Here is a 17502-nt window from a genome sequence, read left to right as displayed (position 1 = left end):
GTGCAATCGCGTCAGCGTGTCGTGTAGCGGAGCCAGCGACCTTTCCCTGGGCGCGCCGAGCGGCGAGCAGTCTCAGTGACCCTTACGTCCCCGTGACGGCCTCGCCCGAGGCCTCACGGCGGCCGCGTGACGACGGGCGGCCGGTCAGGCCCACTCCACGGCCGGCGGGAGCCCGACGAACGCCGCGTACGCCGCCAGCGCCGCGTCCACCCGCTCCCGGGTGGCGGCGTCGAGGTCGACCAGCGGGCGCACCGCCACCTTGACCTTCGTCTTGCCCAGCGTCCGCTTCCAGGTGCCGGCCACCCGGCCGCCGCGCACCACCGTCGACTGGAACACCCCGTTGCCGCCGGGGATGATCGCCTGCTTGTGCTCCGGGGCGACCATCAGCGACCGGTCCTTGAAGCCCAGCAGGTATTCGTCGAAGCCGGGCAGGGCGTGCACGTCGTCTACCGGGGTGCGGGGCGCGTCGAGCAGGGCCGCGTCGGCCACCGCCTCGACGCCGTCGACCGTCACGGTGGTGAGCGTGTCACCGGCGGCGGCGATGCCCCGCTTCGCGTCGGTGGCGGTCAGGCCCGTCCAGCCGGCGAAGTCCTGCCGGGTGGTGGGGCCGTGGCTGCGGAAGTAGCGCAGGGCGAGGATGCCGAGGGCCTCGTCGCGGTCGGGGCGGTGCGGGTCGGGCACCCACTCGTCGAGCAGCGCGAACGTCTGCTCCGTGCCGACGTGCGGGGCGATGCAGGTGACGCCCTTCTGGGCCGCATACCACAACAGGTGGTAGCCGCGCTGGCCGGTGGTGTCGATGCCGGCCGCGTTGAGGGTGGCCTGGCACTGCGACCGGGTCATCCGCGCCCCGCCGGCCAGCGCCTCGCCGAGCACGTCGGCGGCCCGGTCGGCCTCCGCCAGGCTGAGCCCGAGGACCGCCCGGCGGGGCCCGGCGGCGGCCAGGGTGCGCACGCCGGTGACGTCCAGCATCCAGCGGGCGTCGCGGGACGGCACGAGGTGCACGGTGCCCCGCATCGGCCAGGTGCGCAGCGCCTCCCGCCGCTCCAGGGCCTCCTGCACGTCGGCCTGCGTCCAGCCCGGCAGCCGCAGGCCGAGCGACCACAGGCCGCTCGCCGCGTCCTGCGCCTGCATCGCGCCGAACCACTCGACGACCCCGGCCACGTCCTTGGGACGGGCCGTGGGATGGGGGCGCAGCAGCAGGGCCGTCATCCGCAGCGCGAGCGCCTCCGCGCCGGTCAGCTCCGCCGCGCCCACCGGTGCTTTCGCGCCGGCAGCCGCCCGCCGCCCGCCGCCCGCCGGTTCCCCCGCGCCGCCCGCCTGCTGCCGCACACCGCCCGTCTGCTTCCGCACGCCGCTCGTCGCCACGTCTCACGCCGCCTTCCGTCCACCTCGACGGCCAGCATAGAACCGGTCACCGACACCCGCCGGACACGCGACCGGGCGGGCGGATCACCAGGGATCCGCCCGCCCGGGGTCACGCCGTCCGGCGGAGGGTCACCGCCGGGGCGTCGCGTCAGCGGCGGGACCGGGCCGACTGCGGGACGTCCGCCTCCACCTGCTCGCGGCGCAGCCGCTCGTCGACGGGCTGGTCCTCGACGACCTCGTCCTTGGTCAGCCGGACCCGCTCGACGGGGACCTGTTCCTTGCTGACCACCGGATGCTCGGCGCGCAGCCGCAGCTCCTGCTGCTCGTCGCCGATCTCGGCCCGCGCCCGCCGGTCGCCCGGGGCGATCGGCTCGCGCTCGACGCGCACCTCGTCGTGCTCGACGGGGACGGTGGTGTGCACGTCCTCGTCGACGACGTGCTTGCGCAGCCGTGCGGTTCCGGCCGGCTCGCTCTCGGTGCCCACCAGCAGCCGTTCCTCGGAGCGGGTCAGCTCCGGCCCCCGCGGGTAGCCGGCGGCCTGCTGGCGCGGCGGGGCCGGCGGGGAGGGCGGCGGAAGCTGGTAGTGCGCGTAGAGCTGGGTGAGCTGCTGGGCGTCCAGCGGCTCGTCGGTGCCCGTCTCGACGCTGGGCGCGCCGCGCACGGTCGCCTTGTCGTACGGCAGGCTCAGCTTGTCCTGCTGCATCCGGGCCGACTGGAGCGGGGCCATCGACTCGTGGTGGCCCATCGCTCCGGTCTTGACGCTGACCCAGGTCGGCTCGCCGGCGGCGTCGGCCCACACCTGGCCCACGCTGCCGATCTTCGCACCCGAGCGGTCCTGGACGTCCTGCCCGTACAGCGAGCGGATCTGCTGCTCGGTCAGTCGCATTGGCTCGTCCTTCCTCTCGTGGGTCACGACGTGGCTACCCGAGCCGCTCCGGAAGCATTCCGCGGCCCGGCCGTGAATAGGAGCGCCGGCGGCGGCCCGCGCGGGCGGCGGAGGGTTTCCGGCTAGGGTGGGCCTCGTGCTCCGTCAGGTCACCGGAATCCGGTACGTCACCCCGCTGCGCGAGGGCGGCTCGCTGCCCGGTGTGGTCGAGGCCGACGACCTGGGCACGTACGTGGCGAAGTTCTCCGGCGCGGGGCAGGGGCCGAAGGCGCTGGTCGCCGAGGTGATCTGCGGCGAGCTGGCCCGCCGGCTCGGGCTCGCGGTGCCCCGGCTGGTGGTGCTGGACATCGACCCGGTCATCGGCCGGGCCGAGCCCGACCAGGAGGTGCAGGAGCTGCTGCGCGGCAGCGGCGGGCCGAACCTGGGGATGGACTTCCTGCCCGGCGCGCTCGGCTACGACCCGGTGGCGCACCCGGTCGACCCCGCCCTGGCCTCCCGGGTGCTCTGGTTCGACGCGTTCACCGAAAACGTCGACCGCAGCTGGCGCAACCCCAACCTGCTGATCTGGCACCGCGAGCTGTGGCTGATCGACCACGGTGCCTGCCTCTACTTCCACCACAACTGGCCGCGCGCCGAGGCGGCCGTGCGCCGGGCGTACCGGGCCGACGACCACGTGCTCGCCCCCTACGCGAGCCGGCTGGCCGAGGCCGACGCCGACCTCGCGCCCCGGGTCACCCCCGGGCTGCTCGCCGAGGTGCTGGCGCTGGTGCCGGACGCCTGGCTGGCCGGGCCTGACTTCGACTCCGCCGACGCGGCCCGCGCCGCGTACGCCGACCACCTCGCCCGCCGGGTGGCGCGCACCGCCGACTGGCTGCCGCAGGGGAGCGCCGCGTGAGAGAACCCTTCGAGTACGCGGTGATCCGGCTGGTGCCCCGGGTCGAGCGCGGCGAACGGATCAACGTCGGGGTCATCCTCTACTGCCAGGGCCGGGACTTCCTCGCGGCGCGTACCCATCTCGACGCCGACCGGGTCCGGGCGCTCGCGCCGGACGTGGACCTCGCCGAGGTGGCGGCGGCGCTGGGCTCCTGGGACCGGACGTGCGTCGGCGAGGGCCCGTCGGGGCGGATGCGGCGGGGCGAGCGGTTCCGCTGGCTGGCGGCCCCGCGCAGCACGATGATCCAGACCGGGCCGGTGCACACCGGGCTGACCGTCGACCCGGCGGCGGAACTCGACCGGCTGCTGGACGCCCTGGTCCGCTGACCACCCGGGCCCTTGGTCCGCGGGGCGCGTCGGCCGCTGTTCCGCCGGACACGCCGGCCCCCTGATCGCGCTACGCCGGCCTCGTTGCCGACGGAGCGCGATCCCCCGTTCAGGTCGACCGGCGCACCGGCGGCGGCACGGGCCGCCGGAGCCGGTGCGATCAGGATGGCGCTCGGCGGTCCGGCCGGGGCCGACCGGCCGTGGAACTTGCGCAAAACTTGAGCGAGCCGCCGCGGGCGGGGTCAGCCCCGCCGCGGCTGCGGGACGCGCACCGAGGCCATGCCGGCGGCGGTCGCGGCCTGGATGCCCAGGTCGGCGTCCTCGAAGACCAGGCAGGCCGCCGGCGGCACGCCCAGCAGCCGAGCGGCGAGCAGGAACGCCTCCGGGTCGGGCTTGGGCCGGGCGTAGTCGCCGGCGCAGACGAACGTGTCGAACCGGTCGAGGATGCCGAGCGCGCCGAGGGACGCCGTGACCGACTCCCGCGTGCTGCCGGAGACCACCGCGAAGGGCACCCGCCCGTGGGCGTCGTGGATGTGCCGCAGCACCCCGGGCACGCCGGTCGCCGTCGGCAGAAGCTCCTGGTAGAGCGCCTCCCGGCGGGCGGCGACGGCCTCCACCGGCATCGCCAGGCCGTGCCGGTCGTTGAGGTCGGCGACGATGTCGGCCACCGGCCGCCCGGCCCAGGCGTAGAAGAGGTCCTCGGGCAGGTCGCAGCCCCATTCGCCGAGGGCCCGCCGCCACGCCGTGTGGTGCTGGGGCATCGAGTCGACGATGGTGCCGTCGCAGTCGAACAGGTACGCCTGGAACTCGCCGTCGGGCAGGGGCAGGATCACCGCACCAGGCTATCGCCCGGCGGACCCGGGCGGTCCACCACGTGCACCGGTCGACGTTTGACGCCGCAAGCAACGGGTAGTCGCGGGAGCTGACCGGAGAACGAGGAGGACCCGATGGAGGGCCAGATCAAGGTCGCGGTGATTTACTACAGCGCGACCGGCATCACCTATCAGATGGCGCAGTCCGCGTGCGAGGCCGCCGGCGAGGCCGGCGCGGAGGTCCGGCTGCGCAAGGTGCGCGAGCTGGCACCCGACGAGGCGATCCGGTCCAACTCGGGCTGGCAGGCGCACCGCCTCGAAACCCAGGACGTCATGGAGGCCGAGCCCGACGACCTGTCCTGGGCCGACGTGGTGATCCTCGGGTCGCCCACCCGCTACGGCATGGTCGCCGCCCAGCTCAAGCAGTTCATCGACACCACCGGCCCGCTGTGGGCGCGGGGCGCGCTGGCGAACAAGGTCTACTCGGCGTTCACCTCGACGGCGACCTCGCACGGCGGGCAGGAGTCGACGCTGCTTTCGCTGCTCACCGTCTTCTACCACTGGGGCGGCGTCGTCGTCACCCCCGGCTACACCGACCCGAGCCAGTTCGTCGCCGGTAACCCGTACGGTGCCTCGCACACCAGCAACAACGGGGAGGTTCCCCCGGACCACGTGGCGCTGGCGGCCACCGCGCTGACCGCGAAGCGGGCGGTGCAGATCGGCGCGGCGCTGAAGCGGGGCCTGGCCGCCGGCTGACCTCCGGCGGCCGGCGCGCTCCTCACCCCTCGGCGCGGGCCACGGCCGGGGACCGGCCCGGCGGCACCGACAGCAGGTGGCCCAGCAGGTCGGCCAGGACCGCCAGGCCGTCGCGGCTGAGCACCGACTCGGGGTGGAACTGCACCCCGGCGAAGCCTGGCCCGCGCAGCGCGTGCACCGCGCGGTCGACCGGGTCGCGGGCCAGCTCCACCGGCCCGTACGCGCTGGCGACCCGGTCGGCGGCGGCGACGGCCGTGAACGTGGAGTAGAACCCCACCCGGCGGCTCGTGCCGAACACGCTGACGTCGCGCTGCAACCCCTGGTACGGCGCGTCGCGCCGGTGCAGCGGCAGCCCGAGCAGCCCGGCCAGCAGCTGGTGGCTCAGGCACACCGCGAGGGTCGGCGCGCCGGCTGCGAGCCGCCGGGCGAGCAGCCCGCGCAGGGCGGCCATCTTCGGCTGGTCCACGGCCCTCGGGTCGCCCGGGCCGGGGCCGGCGACGACCAGGTCGTACGCGTCGTCGCCGGCCGGCCGGTGCCACGGCGTCACCTCGACGGCCAGCCCGAGGGCGCGCAGCTGGTGGGCGAGCATCCCGGTGAAGGTGTCCTCCCCGTCGACGATCAGCGCCCGCCGGCCGGCCAGCCCGGGCAGGGCCACCGCCCCCGGCGGGCGCTGGTCCAGCCAGAACCGGGCCAGCGGGGCGTTGCGGGCGGCCAGCGCGGCGCGTACCTGCGGGTCGTCGGCGAGCCGGGGCGCCGGACCCGGCCCGAGGTCGGGGGCGTCGGGGCGCAACCCGAGGGCGGCCAGCACCCCGGCCGCCTTGGCGTGCGTCTCGGCCACCTCGCCCTCGGGCGTGGAGTGGCGCACCAGGGTCGCCCCGACCGGCACGCGCAGCTCCCCGTCGGGGGAGATCTCCGCCGTGCGGATCAGGATCGGCGCGTCCAGGGTCTGCCGGCCGGCGTCGTCGCGGCCCAGCAGGGCCAGCACCCCGGCGTAGTAGCGCCGCCCGGTGCGCTCGTGCCGGGCGATGACCCGGCAGGCGTTCTCCATCGGGCTGCCGGTGACCGTCGGGGCGAACATCGTCTCCCGCAGCACGTCCCGCACGTCGAGGCAGCTCTGCCCGGCGAGCAGGTACTCGGTGTGCGCCAGGTGCGACATCTCCTTGAGGTACGGGCCGACGACCTGCCCGCCGCGCTCGGCGACGGTGGCCATCATCTTCAGCTCCTCGTCGAGCACCATGTACAGCTCGTCGACCTCCTTCGGGTCGGTGAGGAAGCGCAGCGCCGACGCGGTGTCGGCCGTGCCGCCGTGCCGGAAGGTGCCGCTGATCGGGTTCATCATGACCAGGCCGTCGTCGACGCTGACGTGCCGCTCGGGGCTGGCCCCGACCAGGGTCCGCGTGCCGGTGTGCACCACGAACGTCCAGTACGCGCCCCGCTCGCGCAGCAGCAGCCGGCGCAGCGCGGCCAGGGCCGCGACCAGCGGGGAGCCCTGCACGGTGGCGCGCATGGTGCGGTGGACGACGAAGTTCGCCCCCTCGCCCCGGCCGATCTCCTCGGCCAGCACCCGGGCGACGGTGTCGGCGTACTCGGTGTCGGGGATGTCGAACCCGGCGTCGGTGGTCACCACCGGCGCGTCGGGCAGGGCGGCGAGGACGTCGGCCAGGGGTAACCGCTCGTGCCCGGAGATCGCGAGGCACTCCAGCGGGGTCCCGTCGTCGATGCAGGCGAACCCGCGCTCGGTGACCTGCCGGTACGGCACCAGCGCCAGGGTGCGCGGTCCGGCCGGGCCGTCGGGCAGCGGGACGTCGGCGAGCCGGTCGACCGCGCGTACGGTGCCGGTGAACAGCTCCAGGTGGTCGGCGCCCTCGCGGCGGACGAGCGCGAAGGGGCCGGGGTCGACGCCGTCGGCGACGGCGGCGAGCAGGTCGTGCGGGCGGGTCATCGGATTCTCCTGGTGGTGGCCGGGCGGCGCCGCCGGTGGCGGCCCCGGGCCGGGAGGAGAACCGGCGGCCGCCTCGTGGGGCGGCCGCGTGGGAAGCTACGCGCGGGGGTGGGCCGCCGGGTCGGCGGGCCACCAGCAGGTCAGGTGCGCGGGCATGCCGTCACCCTACGCGCGTGGCCGCCGCCGGGGAACCCGATCCCGGGGTACGGGACCGGCCGCCGCCCACCTGCGCCGACGGCCGACCGGCGGTTCGGCCGCGCACCCGCCCGGTACGGTGATCACGATGAACATCCTCGCCCTCGACCTGGGCACCTCCTCGGTGCGCGGCCTCGTGCTGGACCCGGACGCCGTGCCGCGCCCCGGCGCACTCGCCCGTCGGAAGGTGCGCGTCACGGTCGACGACGACGGCGCGGGCACCCTGGACGCCCCGACCTACCTGGCCTGCCTCGCCGAGTGCCTCGACGAGCTGGCCGCCGGCGGGCACCTGCGCGACGTCGGTCTGGTCGCCACCAGCGCCCAGTGGCATTCGGTGCTGCCGGTCGACCGGGCCGGCGAGCCACTGGGGCCGGTGCTCACCTGGCTCGACACCCGCCCCGAGCCCCCGGCGGGCGTGACCGGCCCGGCCGACGGGGCCGCGTTCCACCGGCGCACCGGCACCTGGTGGCACCGCTGCTACTGGTCGGTGCGGCTGCCGTGGCTGCGCGGGCGCGCCTCGACCCCGCCCGCCCGGTTCCTCGGCCTCGCCGAGTACGTGCTGGGCGGCCTGCTCGACGCCGCCCCGATGTCGGTCTCCCAGGCCTCCGGCACCGGCCTGTTCGACCTGAGCGCCCTCACCTGGGACGCCGAGGCGTGCGAGCTGGCCGCCGTGGGCCCGGGGGAGCTTCCCGAGCTGGCCGGCGACGGCTGGCGGGGGCGGCTGCGCCCCGAGCACGCCCGCCGCTGGCCGCAGCTCGCCGAGGCGGCCTGGGCGGCGCCGGTGGGCGACGGGGCCGCCTCGAACGTCGGCTCCGGCGCGGTGGACCCGGGCCGGGCGGCGGTGACGGTCGGCACCTCGTCGGCGGTCCGGCTGGTCCAGGCGGTGCCGGCCGGGGCGGAGCTGCCGCCGCTGCCCGACCGGCTGTGGCGCTACCGGGTCGACCACGACCACGTGGTCACCGGGGCCGCGTACTCCTCCGGGGGGAACCTGTTCGCCTGGGCGGACCGGGAGCTGCGGCTGCCCCGGGGCGCGGCGCTGGACGCCGCGCTGGCCCGGATCCCCCGGGGCGGTGGCGTCGCGGCGGACCCGCACTTCGGGGGCGACCGGCCGCCCGGTCACGCGCCGGCCGGCTCGGGCGGGCTGGGCGGGCTGAGCTTCGGCACCGGCGCGGTCGACATCCTCGCCGGCCTGATGTCCGGGGTCTGCCGGCTGGTCGCGGCCGACCTCGTCGAGCTGGAGTCCACCGTGGGCGGCCCCGTCGAGGTGGTGCTGGGCGGCGGGGCGGTGGAGGCCTCCGCGTGGTGGCGGGAGTCGTTCGCCGACGTCCTCGCGCCCCGCCGCGTGTACCACCACCCCGACCCGGAGGTCGGCGCGACGGGCGCGGCCCGGGTGGCGCTGGGCCGGCTGGACGCCGCGGTGCCACTCGTGGCCATCGGCCGGACGGATGAGCCGCCCTCACCGACCCCGTCAGGACAGCGCCACCCTCGGTATCCTTCCTGAGGCCCGCCTCAGGTCAGCCCGTTGACACCGCCGTCGGGACTGGTTGGATGGACCCCGCTGTCCGGTGCGGCGGACGCGAGGGACCTAGGAGGCAGGTGTGGGCGCAGGTCCCGACCCGGCGCGAAACGGGGTGTCGAACCACCGTAGGCGCCGGTTCGACGTCCGCGTCGTGCCGCACCGCCGCCGATCGCCCCTGCGGCTGCGGGACTGGCGGATGGGCACCAAGCTCGCCACCGTCCTGGTCATCCCCTCCGTGGCGTTCCTGGTGCTGGCCGGCGTGCAGACCCAGGGCCTCGTCGGGCGCACCACGGAGCTGAGCGACTTCGCCCGCCAGGTGGGCATCGGACGCCAGATCACCGACGTGGTGCACCAGCTCCAGCAGGAACGCGACCGCACCGCCGGCGAGCTGGCCGAGCTGCGCCGCAGCGGGGGCGGCGGGGCCGCCCGGGACGCCGCGATCGCCGCGCTGAAGCCGTTGCAGTCCAGCACCGACGCCGCCGTGCAGGAGCTGCGGCGGGCGGCCGGCCCGCTGGCCGACGCCGACGCCGCCTGGCAGGTGGCCTACTCGGCGGCGCTGGAGGCGTACGACCAGGTCGTCTACATCCGCGCGGCGGTGCCCCCGGCGGTGCTGGCCAGCGACACGATCCTCAGCAACTACCACCGGGCCGTCTCCGCCCTGCTGAACCTGCTCGCCCAGCCCTCGCCGGGGGAGGGCCGGCGGGCGCTCAACGAGGCGGTGCTGCGCTACGTCCAGCTCGCCCGGGTCAAGGAACTCTCCTCCCGGGTCCGCGCGGAGCTGTACGCCGCCGCCCGCGCCGGCCGGTACGGGGTGGAGGACCAGGTCGAGCTGACCGACCTGCGGGCGCAGCAGCTGACCGCCCTCGGTGCGTTCCGGGTCGCCGCCACCACCGAGCAGATCCGCCGCTACGACGCCGTCTCCGTCGACCCGGCGTTCACCGCCGCCGCGAAGCTGGAAGAGCAGAGCCTGCCCAGCGGCGGCGCGGATTCGAAAGTGCTGCCCGCCCCGCAGTGGTGGGCGGCCAGCGAGCAGCGCCAGGAGCTGCTGCGACAACTGGAGGCTAGCGTCGTCGACGACGCGGTGGGCCGGGCCGACGAAGCCAGTGCCGGCCAGCTGCGCACCACCCTGCTGGTGGCCGGCGGGATCGTCGCGGTGCTGCTGGTGGCCCTGCTGATCTCGGTGCTGGTCGGGCGGACCATCGCCCGGTCGATGCGGCTGCTGCGCGGCCAGGCGCTGCGGATCGCCCAGATCGAGCTGCCCGACGCCCTCGACCGGCTCCGCCAGGTCTCCGGCGGGGTGCCCGACATCGAGGTGCCGGCGGCGGTCGTCCGCTCCCTCGACGAGGTCGGCGAGCTGGCCGAGGCGTTCGTCGCGGTGCACCGCAGCGCGGTCAGCGTCGCGGTGGAGCAGGCCACCATGCGCCGCAACGTCAACCTGATGTTCGTCAACCTCGCCCGGCGCAGCCAGGTCCTGGTGGAGCGGCAGCTGGAGCTGCTCGACGGCCTGGAACGGGAGGAGAGCGACCCCGACCAGCTGGAGAACCTGTTCAAGCTCGACCACCTCGCCGCCCGCATGCGCCGCAACGACGAGAGCCTGCTGGTGCTCGCCGGCAGCGAGTCGACCCGGCGGTGGAACCGTCCGGTGGCGCTGGGCGCGGTGCTGCTGGCCGCCAGCGCCGAGATCGAGCAGTACCAGCGGGTCCGCCACGAGCAGGTCGCCGACCTGCACGTCGTCGGGCACGTCATCGGCGACCTGGTGCACCTGTTCGCCGAGCTGCTGGAGAACGCCACCACGTTCTCCCGGCCGGACACCGCCGTGCTGGTCACCGCCCGGCCCGAGGGGCACGGCGCGGTGGTGGAGATCGTCGACCGGGGGCTGGGCATGGGCCCGGCCGCGCTCGCCGAGGCGAACGAGGTGCTGGCGACCCCGCCGGCGGCCGACGTGGCGGCGTCCGAGCGGATGGGCCTGTTCGTGGTCAGCCACCTGGCCGCCCGGCACGCGGTGGTCGTCCGCCTGCACTCCGCCCCCGACGGCCTCGTGGCCCGGGTGCGCATCCCGGCCCCGCTGCTCACCCCGGCCCCGCCGATGGTGGAGCTGGACCCGCCCGTGTCGCCACGGATGCTGACCACCACCCTGACCAACCTGCCCCGGGTGACCGCGCCCCTGGCCGACGACCCGGCCCCGGTGGCGGGCGGTCGGCCGCCGGGCGTCGCCGCCCAGGGCCCGGCTCGACCGCCGGGCGCCGCCGTTCCGCCGGGCGCCGCCGTTCCGCCGGGCGCCGCCGTTCCGCCGGGCGCCGCCGTTCCGCCGGGCGCCGCCGTTCCGCCGGGCGCCGCCGTTCCGCCGGGCGCCGCCGTTCCGCCGAGCGTGGCCGTTCCGCCGGACCCGGCGGAACAGCCGGTGGCGGGCCGCCGGCCGCGCAGCGTCACCGTGCCCCGGCCCGGACGGCCGGTGCCGGTGCGGGCGGAGGACGTGCTCACCCCGGCCGCCGGCCCGGCCGCCCCCGCCGGGGGCGGCTGGTGGTCGCGGCAGGGCCCGGCGGCCGGCGCGGCGACGCCCGATGCCGCACCGCCCACGGTGCCGGTGACCGGGGGCGTCAACGAGCGCGGCCTGCCGGTCCGGGTGCCGATGGCCCAGCTCGCCGCCGTGACGCAGCCGGCCCGGCCGCAGGAGCCCGCTCCCCGGCACGACCCGGACCCGGAGGCCGTGGGCGGCATGCTGACGCGGCTCTACAGCGGCGTACGGCGGGCCGAGGCCGAGGAGACCACCGAGATTTTCCTGCCGCCGGCCGGCGGGCGCACCGAAGGGGGACATCAGTGATGACGTTGAGCCAGGAGGCACGGGACGTGAGCTGGCTGGTCAGCGCGTTCGCGCAACGGGTGCCCGGGGTGGCGCACGCCATCGTGGTCTCCTCGGACGGGCTGCTGGTCGCCGTCTCCGACCACCTGCCGCGCGACCACGCCGACAAGCTGGCCGCCGTGACCTCGGGGGTGATGAGCATCACCGCCGGTGCGGCGCAGATGTTCGACGGCGACATCGTCAAGCAGACCGTCGTGGAGATGGGCCGCGGCTACTTCCTGGTGATGCAGGTGCGCGACGGCTCGATCCTGGCCACGCTGGCCGCCGGGGACGCCGACATCGGCGTGGTCGGCTACGAGATGGCACGGCTGGCCAAGCAGGCCGGCGAGATGCTCACCCCGGCGCTGCGCGCCGAACTCCAGCAGGCGCTGCCCCCGCTGGGCTGAGCGGCGCGACCGGGCGGGCCGGCGCCGGTTCGCCACGACCCGGGGAACGCCCGCCGGGCGGTGCGGAGCGACCGTGCCCGCCCGGCGGGGAGTTCCCGGCTACAGGCCGTTGGCCCGGATCACCTCGCGGTACCACAGCGCGCTGCGCTTGGGCACCCGGCGCTGGGTGGGGTAGTCCACGTAGACCAGGCCCCAGCGCTGGTCGTACCCCTCCGCCCACTCGAAGTTGTCCAGCAGCGACCAGACGTGGTAGCTCTCCAGCGGCACCCCGTCGGTGACGGCGCGGTGCGCGGCGGCCATGTGGTCGCGCAGGAAGCTGACCCGGCCCGCGTCGTCGACGGTCCCGTCGGGGGAGAGGGTGTCGGCCTGCGGCAGGCCGTTCTCGGTGACGGTGAGCGGGACGGGGCCGTAGTCGCGAGTCACCCGGGTCAGGATGTCGTACATGCCGTCGGGGTAGATCTGCTGCCAGTCCGCCTGCGAGGTGGGCCAGCGGGTGACCGTGCCGCCGGTGCCGGTCACGTAGTACGGGGTGTAGTACTGCACGGCGAGCAGGTCGATCGGCGCGGAGATGGTCTTCAGGTCGCCGTCGCGGATGCCGCGCGCCATCCGGCTGCCGGGCCCGAGGTCGGCCAGCACGTCCGCCGGGTAGCTGCCCTTGAGGATCGAGTCGAGGTAGAGCCGGTTCTCGTAGCCGTCGTAGAGGTGGCTGGCGCTGGCCGCCTCGGCGCTGTCGTCGGCCGGGTAGCAGGGGTGCAGGTTGAGGGCGGGGCCGATCCGGGCGGTGCTGTCGGTGGCCCGCAGCGTCTCCACGGCCAGCCCGTGCGCCAGCTGGAGGTGGTGGGCGACCAGGTAGGCCGCCTGCGGGTCCTGGAAGCCGGGGGCGTGGTGGCCGTGGAGGTAACCGTTCTGCACCACGGTCTTCGGCTCGTTGATGGTCAGCCAGACCGGGACCCGGTCGCCGAGGCCGCGGAAGAGCACCTCGGCGTACTCGGCGAACCGGTAGGCGGTGTCGCGGTTCTCCCAGCCGCCGGCGTCCTGCAGCGTCTGGGGCAGGTCCCAGTGGAACAGGGTGGCCATCGGCGAGATGCCGCGTTCGTGCAGGCCGTCGACGAGGCGGCGGTAGAAGTCGAGACCCCGCTGGTTGGGTGTGCCGGTGCCGTCGGGCTGGATGCGCGGCCAGGAGATGGAGAACCGGTAGCTGCCCAGCCCCAGGTCGCGCATCAGGTCGAGGTCGTCGGCGTAGCGGTGGTAGTGGTCGGCGGCGATGTCGCCGGTGTCACCGTTGCGGGTCCGGCCGGGGGTGCGACTGAAGGTGTCCCAGACCGACTCGCCCCGGCCGTCCTCCTTGGTCGCGCCCTCCACCTGGTACGCCGAGGTGGCCGCGCCCCAGCTGAAACCGGTCGGGAAGCGCAGGTCGCCCCGGGGCCCGCCGGTAGGGTCGGTGTCGGGGTCGGTGCCGGCGTCGCATCCGGTGGCCAGGCCGCCGGAGACGGCGGCGGTGGCGGCCGTGCCGCCCACGCGCAGGCCGGTGCCGGTGGCCCCGGCGGTGGCGGAGAGTGCGGCGCGGCTGAGTAGCCGCCGCCGGGTGAGCATCGACATGGGGCCTTCTCCTCGTGATGGGTGCCCACCGCCGCACGGCCGGGAGCGCTCCCAGCATAAGGCAGGCGGGGGCGGCCGAGCCCGCCTGTGGCGGGTCGGCTCTGTTGTGCGGGCTGTTCCGGCGCGTGGCCGGTCGCGCGAATGCGCTGGTGGGAGGCGATGTCGGGGCGTCGGTCGTGGCTGCGAGACGCCCGCCGGCTACGCCCATAGCGAGCGAGGCCGGCCGGGTGGCGTGACACGCCTGACCCGTCGGCCTCTTTTCCCATGGTGTCGGGGGGTTTAGTGTGGGGACGGGGGAGGGCAACCCCCGTCCCCACCTTTGTTTGCACACACGCACGAGCGGAATTGGCGTCCTGTCGTGCGTGTCGCGCGGGAGCCGGGCCACGCGAGTGGCTCTGGTTCCACCTCCCTCCATTGCCGGTGGGTGGTGGCTGGCGGCGGCGTCCGGGCTGGCCCGCCGTCAGCCTTCGGGCAATGTGCCGGGGACGTCGCGGGCACGACGCTCCCGGTCAACACCTTCTGTGACCTCCGTCGATGGAAGCGCTCCCATCGGCGATGCAGCGACTGTAACGCCCGTCACCGGTTTGTGAAAGCCCCAAAACGAGATCGAAACAAGTAGCTGCTCGTTCGTGGACTCTTCTTGTCGTGGGAGCGCTTCCATGCAAGACTGTCGAACACTGCGACGAGGAGCCAGCTCGCGTGAGTGCGGGTCGCCGAGGGCATCCGGGTCATCCGGACGGCACCCCCAGGAGGGCCGCGGCGCGGTCGACCAGCGTCGACGCACCGCACCCGAAACCCCGACCGGGCCGGATCGACCACCATTCCCGAGCGCCTCCGTCCCCCCGTGCCCCTGCGCGCGTGGAGGCGCCCCGCCGGGGCCCCGCGGCCCCGGCCTGGTCCGAGGAGACACCGCGCACATGAGACTCATGGCAAGACGTCGCCGGACGGCGATGCTCGCCGCCACCACGCTGGTCATCGGAGGCATCGCCCTGCCGGCCGGCGCCGCGCAGGCCGCCCCGGCCTGCGACGTGGTCTACGCCACCAACGACTGGGGCAGCGGCTTCACCGGCAACGTCACCATCAAGAACCTGGGCGACGCGGTCAGCAGCTGGACGCTCAAGTGGACCTTCCCCAACAGCAGTCAGCGGGTCGTCCAGGGCTGGTCGGCCAAGTGGAGCCAGACCGGCAGCGAGGTGACCGCGACCAACGAGTCGTACAACGGCAGCCTCGGCACCGGGGCGTCGACCACCATCGGCTTCAACGGCAGCTACTCCGGCAGCAACCCGAAGCCCACGGCGTTCACCCTCAACGGCACCCCCTGCAACGGCACCGCCGCCAACCAGCCGCCGACGGTCTCCCTCGGCGTGCCGAGCGGGCCGTTCGAGGCGCCGGCGGACGTGCCGCTGACCGCCACGGCCAGCGACCCGGACGGGACCATCAGCAAGGTCGAGTTCTACCGCAACGGCCTGCTGGTCAACACCGACACCACCGCCCCGTACGGCTACACGCTGGAGGACCTGCCGGCCGGCAGCTACACCGTCCAGGCCAAGGCCTACGACAACGCCAACGGCATCGGCGTCGACGAGAAGGCGTTCACCGTCAGCGCGGCCTCCGGCCCCCGCCTGGTGGCCACCCCGTCCGCGGTCAGCGTGAGCGAGGGCGGCACCGCCACCTTCAACCTCAAGCTCAGCGCGGCCCCGACGGCCAGCGTCCCGGTGACCCTGACCCGCAGCGGTGACACCGACATCACCGTCACGCCGGCCTCGGCGACCCTCACCACGGCGAACTGGAACACCGGCGTCACCGTGACCGTGGCGGCGGCGGAGGACTCCGACACCGTCGGCGGCACCGCCACCGTCACCGCCTCCGGCACCGGCCTGGCCCCCCTGGCGGTCACCGTCACCGAGGTCGACAACGACGTTCCGGGCGGGGACAACGCCTACGTCAAGAAGTTCCTCGACCAGTACGGCAAGATCAAGAACTCGGGCTACTTCAGCCCCGAGGGCGTGCCGTACCACTCGATCGAGACCCTGATCGTCGAGGCGCCCGACCACGGCCACGAGACCACCTCCGAGGCGTTCAGCTACTGGCTGTGGCTGGAGGCCTACTACGGCCGGGTGACCCAGAACTGGGCCCCGTTCAACAACGCGTGGACGGTGATGGAGAAGTACATCATCCCCACGCACGCCGACCAGCCCACCGCGGGCTCCGCCGGCACCCCGCAGTACGCCGCGGAGTACAACCTGCCCAGCCAGTACCCGTCGGCGCTGAACCCGAACATCTCGGTCGGCCAGGACCCGCTGCGCTCGGAGCTGCAGAGCACCTACGGCACCGGCGACATCTACGGCATGCACTGGCTGATGGACGTCGACAACACCTACGGCTTCGGCCGCTGCGGTGACGGCACCACCAAGCCGGCGTACATCAACACCTTCCAGCGGGGCACGCAGGAATCGGTGTGGGAGACCATCCCGCAGCCGTCCTGCGACACCTTCAAGCACGGCGGGCAGTACGGCTACCTCGACCTGTTCGTCAAGGACACCGGCGCCCCCGCCAAGCAGTGGAAGTACACCAACGCCCCGGACGCCGACGCCCGCGCCGTGCAGGCCGCGTACTGGGCGCTGACCTGGGCCAAGGCGCAGGGCAAGCAGGCCGACGTCGCCGCCACCGTGGCCAAGGCCGCCAAGATGGGCGACTACCTGCGGTACGCGATGTACGACAAGTACTTCAAGAAGATCGGCAACTGCGTCGGGGCCAGCACCTGCCCCGCCGGCAGCGGCAAGGACTCGGCGCACTACCTGCTGTCCTGGTACTACGCCTGGGGCGGCGCGTACGACACCAGCCAGAACTGGTCGTGGCGGATCGGCTCCAGCCACAGCCACTTCGGCTACCAGAACCCGTTCGCGGCCTGGGCGATGACCAACGTCAACGAGCTGAAGCCGAAGTCCCCGACCGCGGTCGGCGACTGGCAGAAGAGCCTCGACCGGCAGCTGGAGTTCTACACCTGGCTCCAGTCCGCCGAGGGCGGCATCGCCGGTGGCGCCACCAACAGCTGGGACGGCAACTACGGCACCCCGCCGGCCGGCACCGCCACCTTCTACGGCATGTTCTACGACGTCGACCCGGTCTACAACGACCCGCCGTCGAACCAGTGGTTCGGCATGCAGGTCTGGTCGATGCAGCGCATCGCCGAGCTGTACCTGGAGACCGGCAACACCAAGGCCAAGGCGCTGCTCGACAAGTGGGTGCCGTGGGCGATCGCGAACACCACGCTGGGCACCAACTGGTCGGTCCCGTCCGAGCTGAAGTGGACGGGCCAGCCCGCCAACTGGAACCCGAGCAGCCCGGCGGCCAACACCGGCCTGCACGTCGAGGTCTCCTCCACGGGCCAGGACGTCGGCGTCACCGGCTCCCTCGCCCGGACCCTGATCGCGTACGCGGCGAAGTCCGGCAACACGGCGGCCAAGACCACCGGTAAGGGCCTACTCGACGCCCTGTCCGCCTCCGCCGACAGCAAGGGTGTCTCGACGACGGAGAAGCGCGGCGACTACAAGCGCTTCGACGACGTCTACAACGCCGCCGACGGCCAGGGCCTCTACGTGCCCCCGGGCTGGACCGGGAAGATGCCCAACGGCGACGCCATCGCCGCCGGCAAGAGCTTCCTGGACATCCGGTCGTTCTACAAGAACGACCCGGACTGGCCGAAGGTGCAGGCGTACCTCGACGGCGGCCCCGAGCCGACGTTCAACTACCACCGGTTCTGGGCCCAGTCGGACATCGCCATGGCGTACGCCGACTACGGGATGCTCTTCCCGAACGGGTGACCCAACCCCTCCGGGTGGGCGGCGCGGCCCGTCCACCCGGAGCCCGGCCGGGCCCGGGGGAACTATGAGCCCGGTCGGCGGACGGCCTGACTCCCACG

Annotated in this window: 12 protein-coding genes; 7 read left to right on the top strand and 5 right to left on the bottom strand. The window is 74.5% G+C overall.

The features are described from left to right. Nucleotides 1-144 precede the first annotated feature (144 nt). Nucleotides 145-1209: a winged helix DNA-binding domain-containing protein gene (locus ACVMYR_RS31715; RefSeq protein WP_457123558.1), complete on the bottom strand. Its 1065-nt coding sequence runs from the start codon at nt 1207-1209 to the stop codon at nt 145-147. A 304-nt stretch (nt 1210-1513) separates the two neighbouring features. Further along, complete coding sequence (locus ACVMYR_RS31710; RefSeq protein WP_077939269.1) at nt 1514-2251, bottom strand: PRC and DUF2382 domain-containing protein; 738 nt, start codon at nt 2249-2251, stop codon at nt 1514-1516. Nucleotides 2252-2387: 136 nt separating this feature from the next. Between ACVMYR_RS31710 and ACVMYR_RS31705 the strand changes: the two genes are divergently transcribed. Next, nucleotides 2388-3146 carry a HipA family kinase gene (locus ACVMYR_RS31705; protein ID WP_043969357.1) on the top strand — a complete coding sequence of 253 codons (759 nt, stop codon included), beginning with the start codon at nt 2388-2390 and terminating at the stop codon, nt 3144-3146. Beyond that, nucleotides 3143-3511 (top strand): DUF3037 domain-containing protein, encoded by a 369-nt coding sequence (locus ACVMYR_RS31700; RefSeq protein ID WP_077939270.1) that lies wholly within the window; start codon nt 3143-3145, stop codon nt 3509-3511. Before ACVMYR_RS31705 ends, ACVMYR_RS31700 begins: the two co-directional genes overlap by 4 nt. Nucleotides 3512-3753: 242 nt before the next feature. On the opposite strand, the gene ACVMYR_RS31695 is transcribed toward ACVMYR_RS31700, so the two are convergent. Beyond that, entirely contained in the window at nt 3754-4344 is a 591-nt protein-coding gene (locus ACVMYR_RS31695; RefSeq protein WP_077939271.1) for an HAD family hydrolase, read from the bottom strand. Nucleotides 4345-4458: 114 nt separating this feature from the next. Here ACVMYR_RS31695 and wrbA point away from each other — a divergent pair, with 114 nt between their 5' ends. Further along, nucleotides 4459-5079: an NAD(P)H:quinone oxidoreductase gene (gene wrbA, locus ACVMYR_RS31690; protein WP_077939272.1), complete on the top strand. Its 621-nt coding sequence runs from the start codon at nt 4459-4461 to the stop codon at nt 5077-5079. A 22-nt stretch (nt 5080-5101) separates the two neighbouring features. Here the strand turns inward: wrbA and ACVMYR_RS31685 are convergent, their stop codons facing one another. Continuing rightward, nucleotides 5102-7021, bottom strand: coding sequence for a chorismate-binding protein (locus ACVMYR_RS31685; RefSeq protein WP_457123550.1), 1920 nt, complete (start codon nt 7019-7021; stop codon nt 5102-5104). A 283-nt stretch (nt 7022-7304) separates the two neighbouring features. Here ACVMYR_RS31685 and ACVMYR_RS31680 point away from each other — a divergent pair, with 283 nt between their 5' ends. The 3 genes from ACVMYR_RS31680 to ACVMYR_RS31670 all read left to right on the top strand — a co-directional run bounded on the left by ACVMYR_RS31680 (nt 7305) and on the right by ACVMYR_RS31670 (nt 11981). Next, nucleotides 7305-8717, top strand: a complete 1413-nt coding sequence (locus ACVMYR_RS31680; RefSeq protein WP_457123549.1) for an FGGY family carbohydrate kinase — start codon at nt 7305-7307, stop codon at nt 8715-8717. A 97-nt stretch (nt 8718-8814) separates the two neighbouring features. Continuing rightward, on the top strand, nt 8815-11556 hold the full coding sequence (locus ACVMYR_RS31675) for a nitrate- and nitrite sensing domain-containing protein (RefSeq protein ID WP_457123548.1): 2742 nt from the start codon (nt 8815-8817) through the stop codon (nt 11554-11556). Next, nucleotides 11556-11981 (top strand): roadblock/LC7 domain-containing protein, encoded by a 426-nt coding sequence (locus ACVMYR_RS31670; RefSeq protein ID WP_043967724.1) that lies wholly within the window; start codon nt 11556-11558, stop codon nt 11979-11981. The genes ACVMYR_RS31675 and ACVMYR_RS31670 overlap by 1 nt, the downstream gene beginning before the upstream one ends. A 99-nt stretch (nt 11982-12080) precedes the next feature. Here the strand turns inward: ACVMYR_RS31670 and ACVMYR_RS31665 are convergent, their stop codons facing one another. Continuing rightward, complete coding sequence (locus ACVMYR_RS31665; RefSeq protein WP_396787988.1) at nt 12081-13580, bottom strand: GH1 family beta-glucosidase; 1500 nt, start codon at nt 13578-13580, stop codon at nt 12081-12083. Between the two features lie 926 nt (nt 13581-14506). On the opposite strand from ACVMYR_RS31665, the gene ACVMYR_RS31660 reads away from it, so the two are divergent. Further along, nucleotides 14507-17404: a glycoside hydrolase family 48 protein gene (locus ACVMYR_RS31660; RefSeq protein ID WP_198956691.1), complete on the top strand. Its 2898-nt coding sequence runs from the start codon at nt 14507-14509 to the stop codon at nt 17402-17404. Nucleotides 17405-17502 lie beyond the last annotated feature (98 nt).

It is taken from the genome of Micromonospora sp. PTRAS2 (assembly GCF_054052245.1).
The sequence above is the reverse complement of the archived record's forward strand: the minus strand, read 5'-3'. Positions and strand labels throughout refer to the sequence as shown.

What these genes read in the sequence shown, in the direction of transcription:
- ACVMYR_RS31665 (WP_396787988.1), bottom strand. Translation starts at nt 13,580, where the DNA reads ATGTCGATGCTCACCCGGCGGCGGCTACTCAGCCGCGCCGCACTCTCC.
- ACVMYR_RS31710 (WP_077939269.1), bottom strand. Translation starts at nt 2,251, where the DNA reads ATGCGACTGACCGAGCAGCAGATCCGCTCGCTGTACGGGCAGGACGTC.
- ACVMYR_RS31660 (WP_198956691.1), top strand. Translation starts at nt 14,507, where the DNA reads ATGGCAAGACGTCGCCGGACGGCGATGCTCGCCGCCACCACGCTGGTC.
- ACVMYR_RS31685 (WP_457123550.1), bottom strand. Translation starts at nt 7,021, where the DNA reads ATGACCCGCCCGCACGACCTGCTCGCCGCCGTCGCCGACGGCGTCGAC.
- ACVMYR_RS31715 (WP_457123558.1), bottom strand. Translation starts at nt 1,209, where the DNA reads ATGACGGCCCTGCTGCTGCGCCCCCATCCCACGGCCCGTCCCAAGGAC.
- ACVMYR_RS31680 (WP_457123549.1), top strand. Translation starts at nt 7,305, where the DNA reads ATGAACATCCTCGCCCTCGACCTGGGCACCTCCTCGGTGCGCGGCCTC.
- ACVMYR_RS31670 (WP_043967724.1), top strand. Translation starts at nt 11,556, where the DNA reads ATGACGTTGAGCCAGGAGGCACGGGACGTGAGCTGGCTGGTCAGCGCG.
- wrbA (WP_077939272.1), top strand. Translation starts at nt 4,459, where the DNA reads ATGGAGGGCCAGATCAAGGTCGCGGTGATTTACTACAGCGCGACCGGC.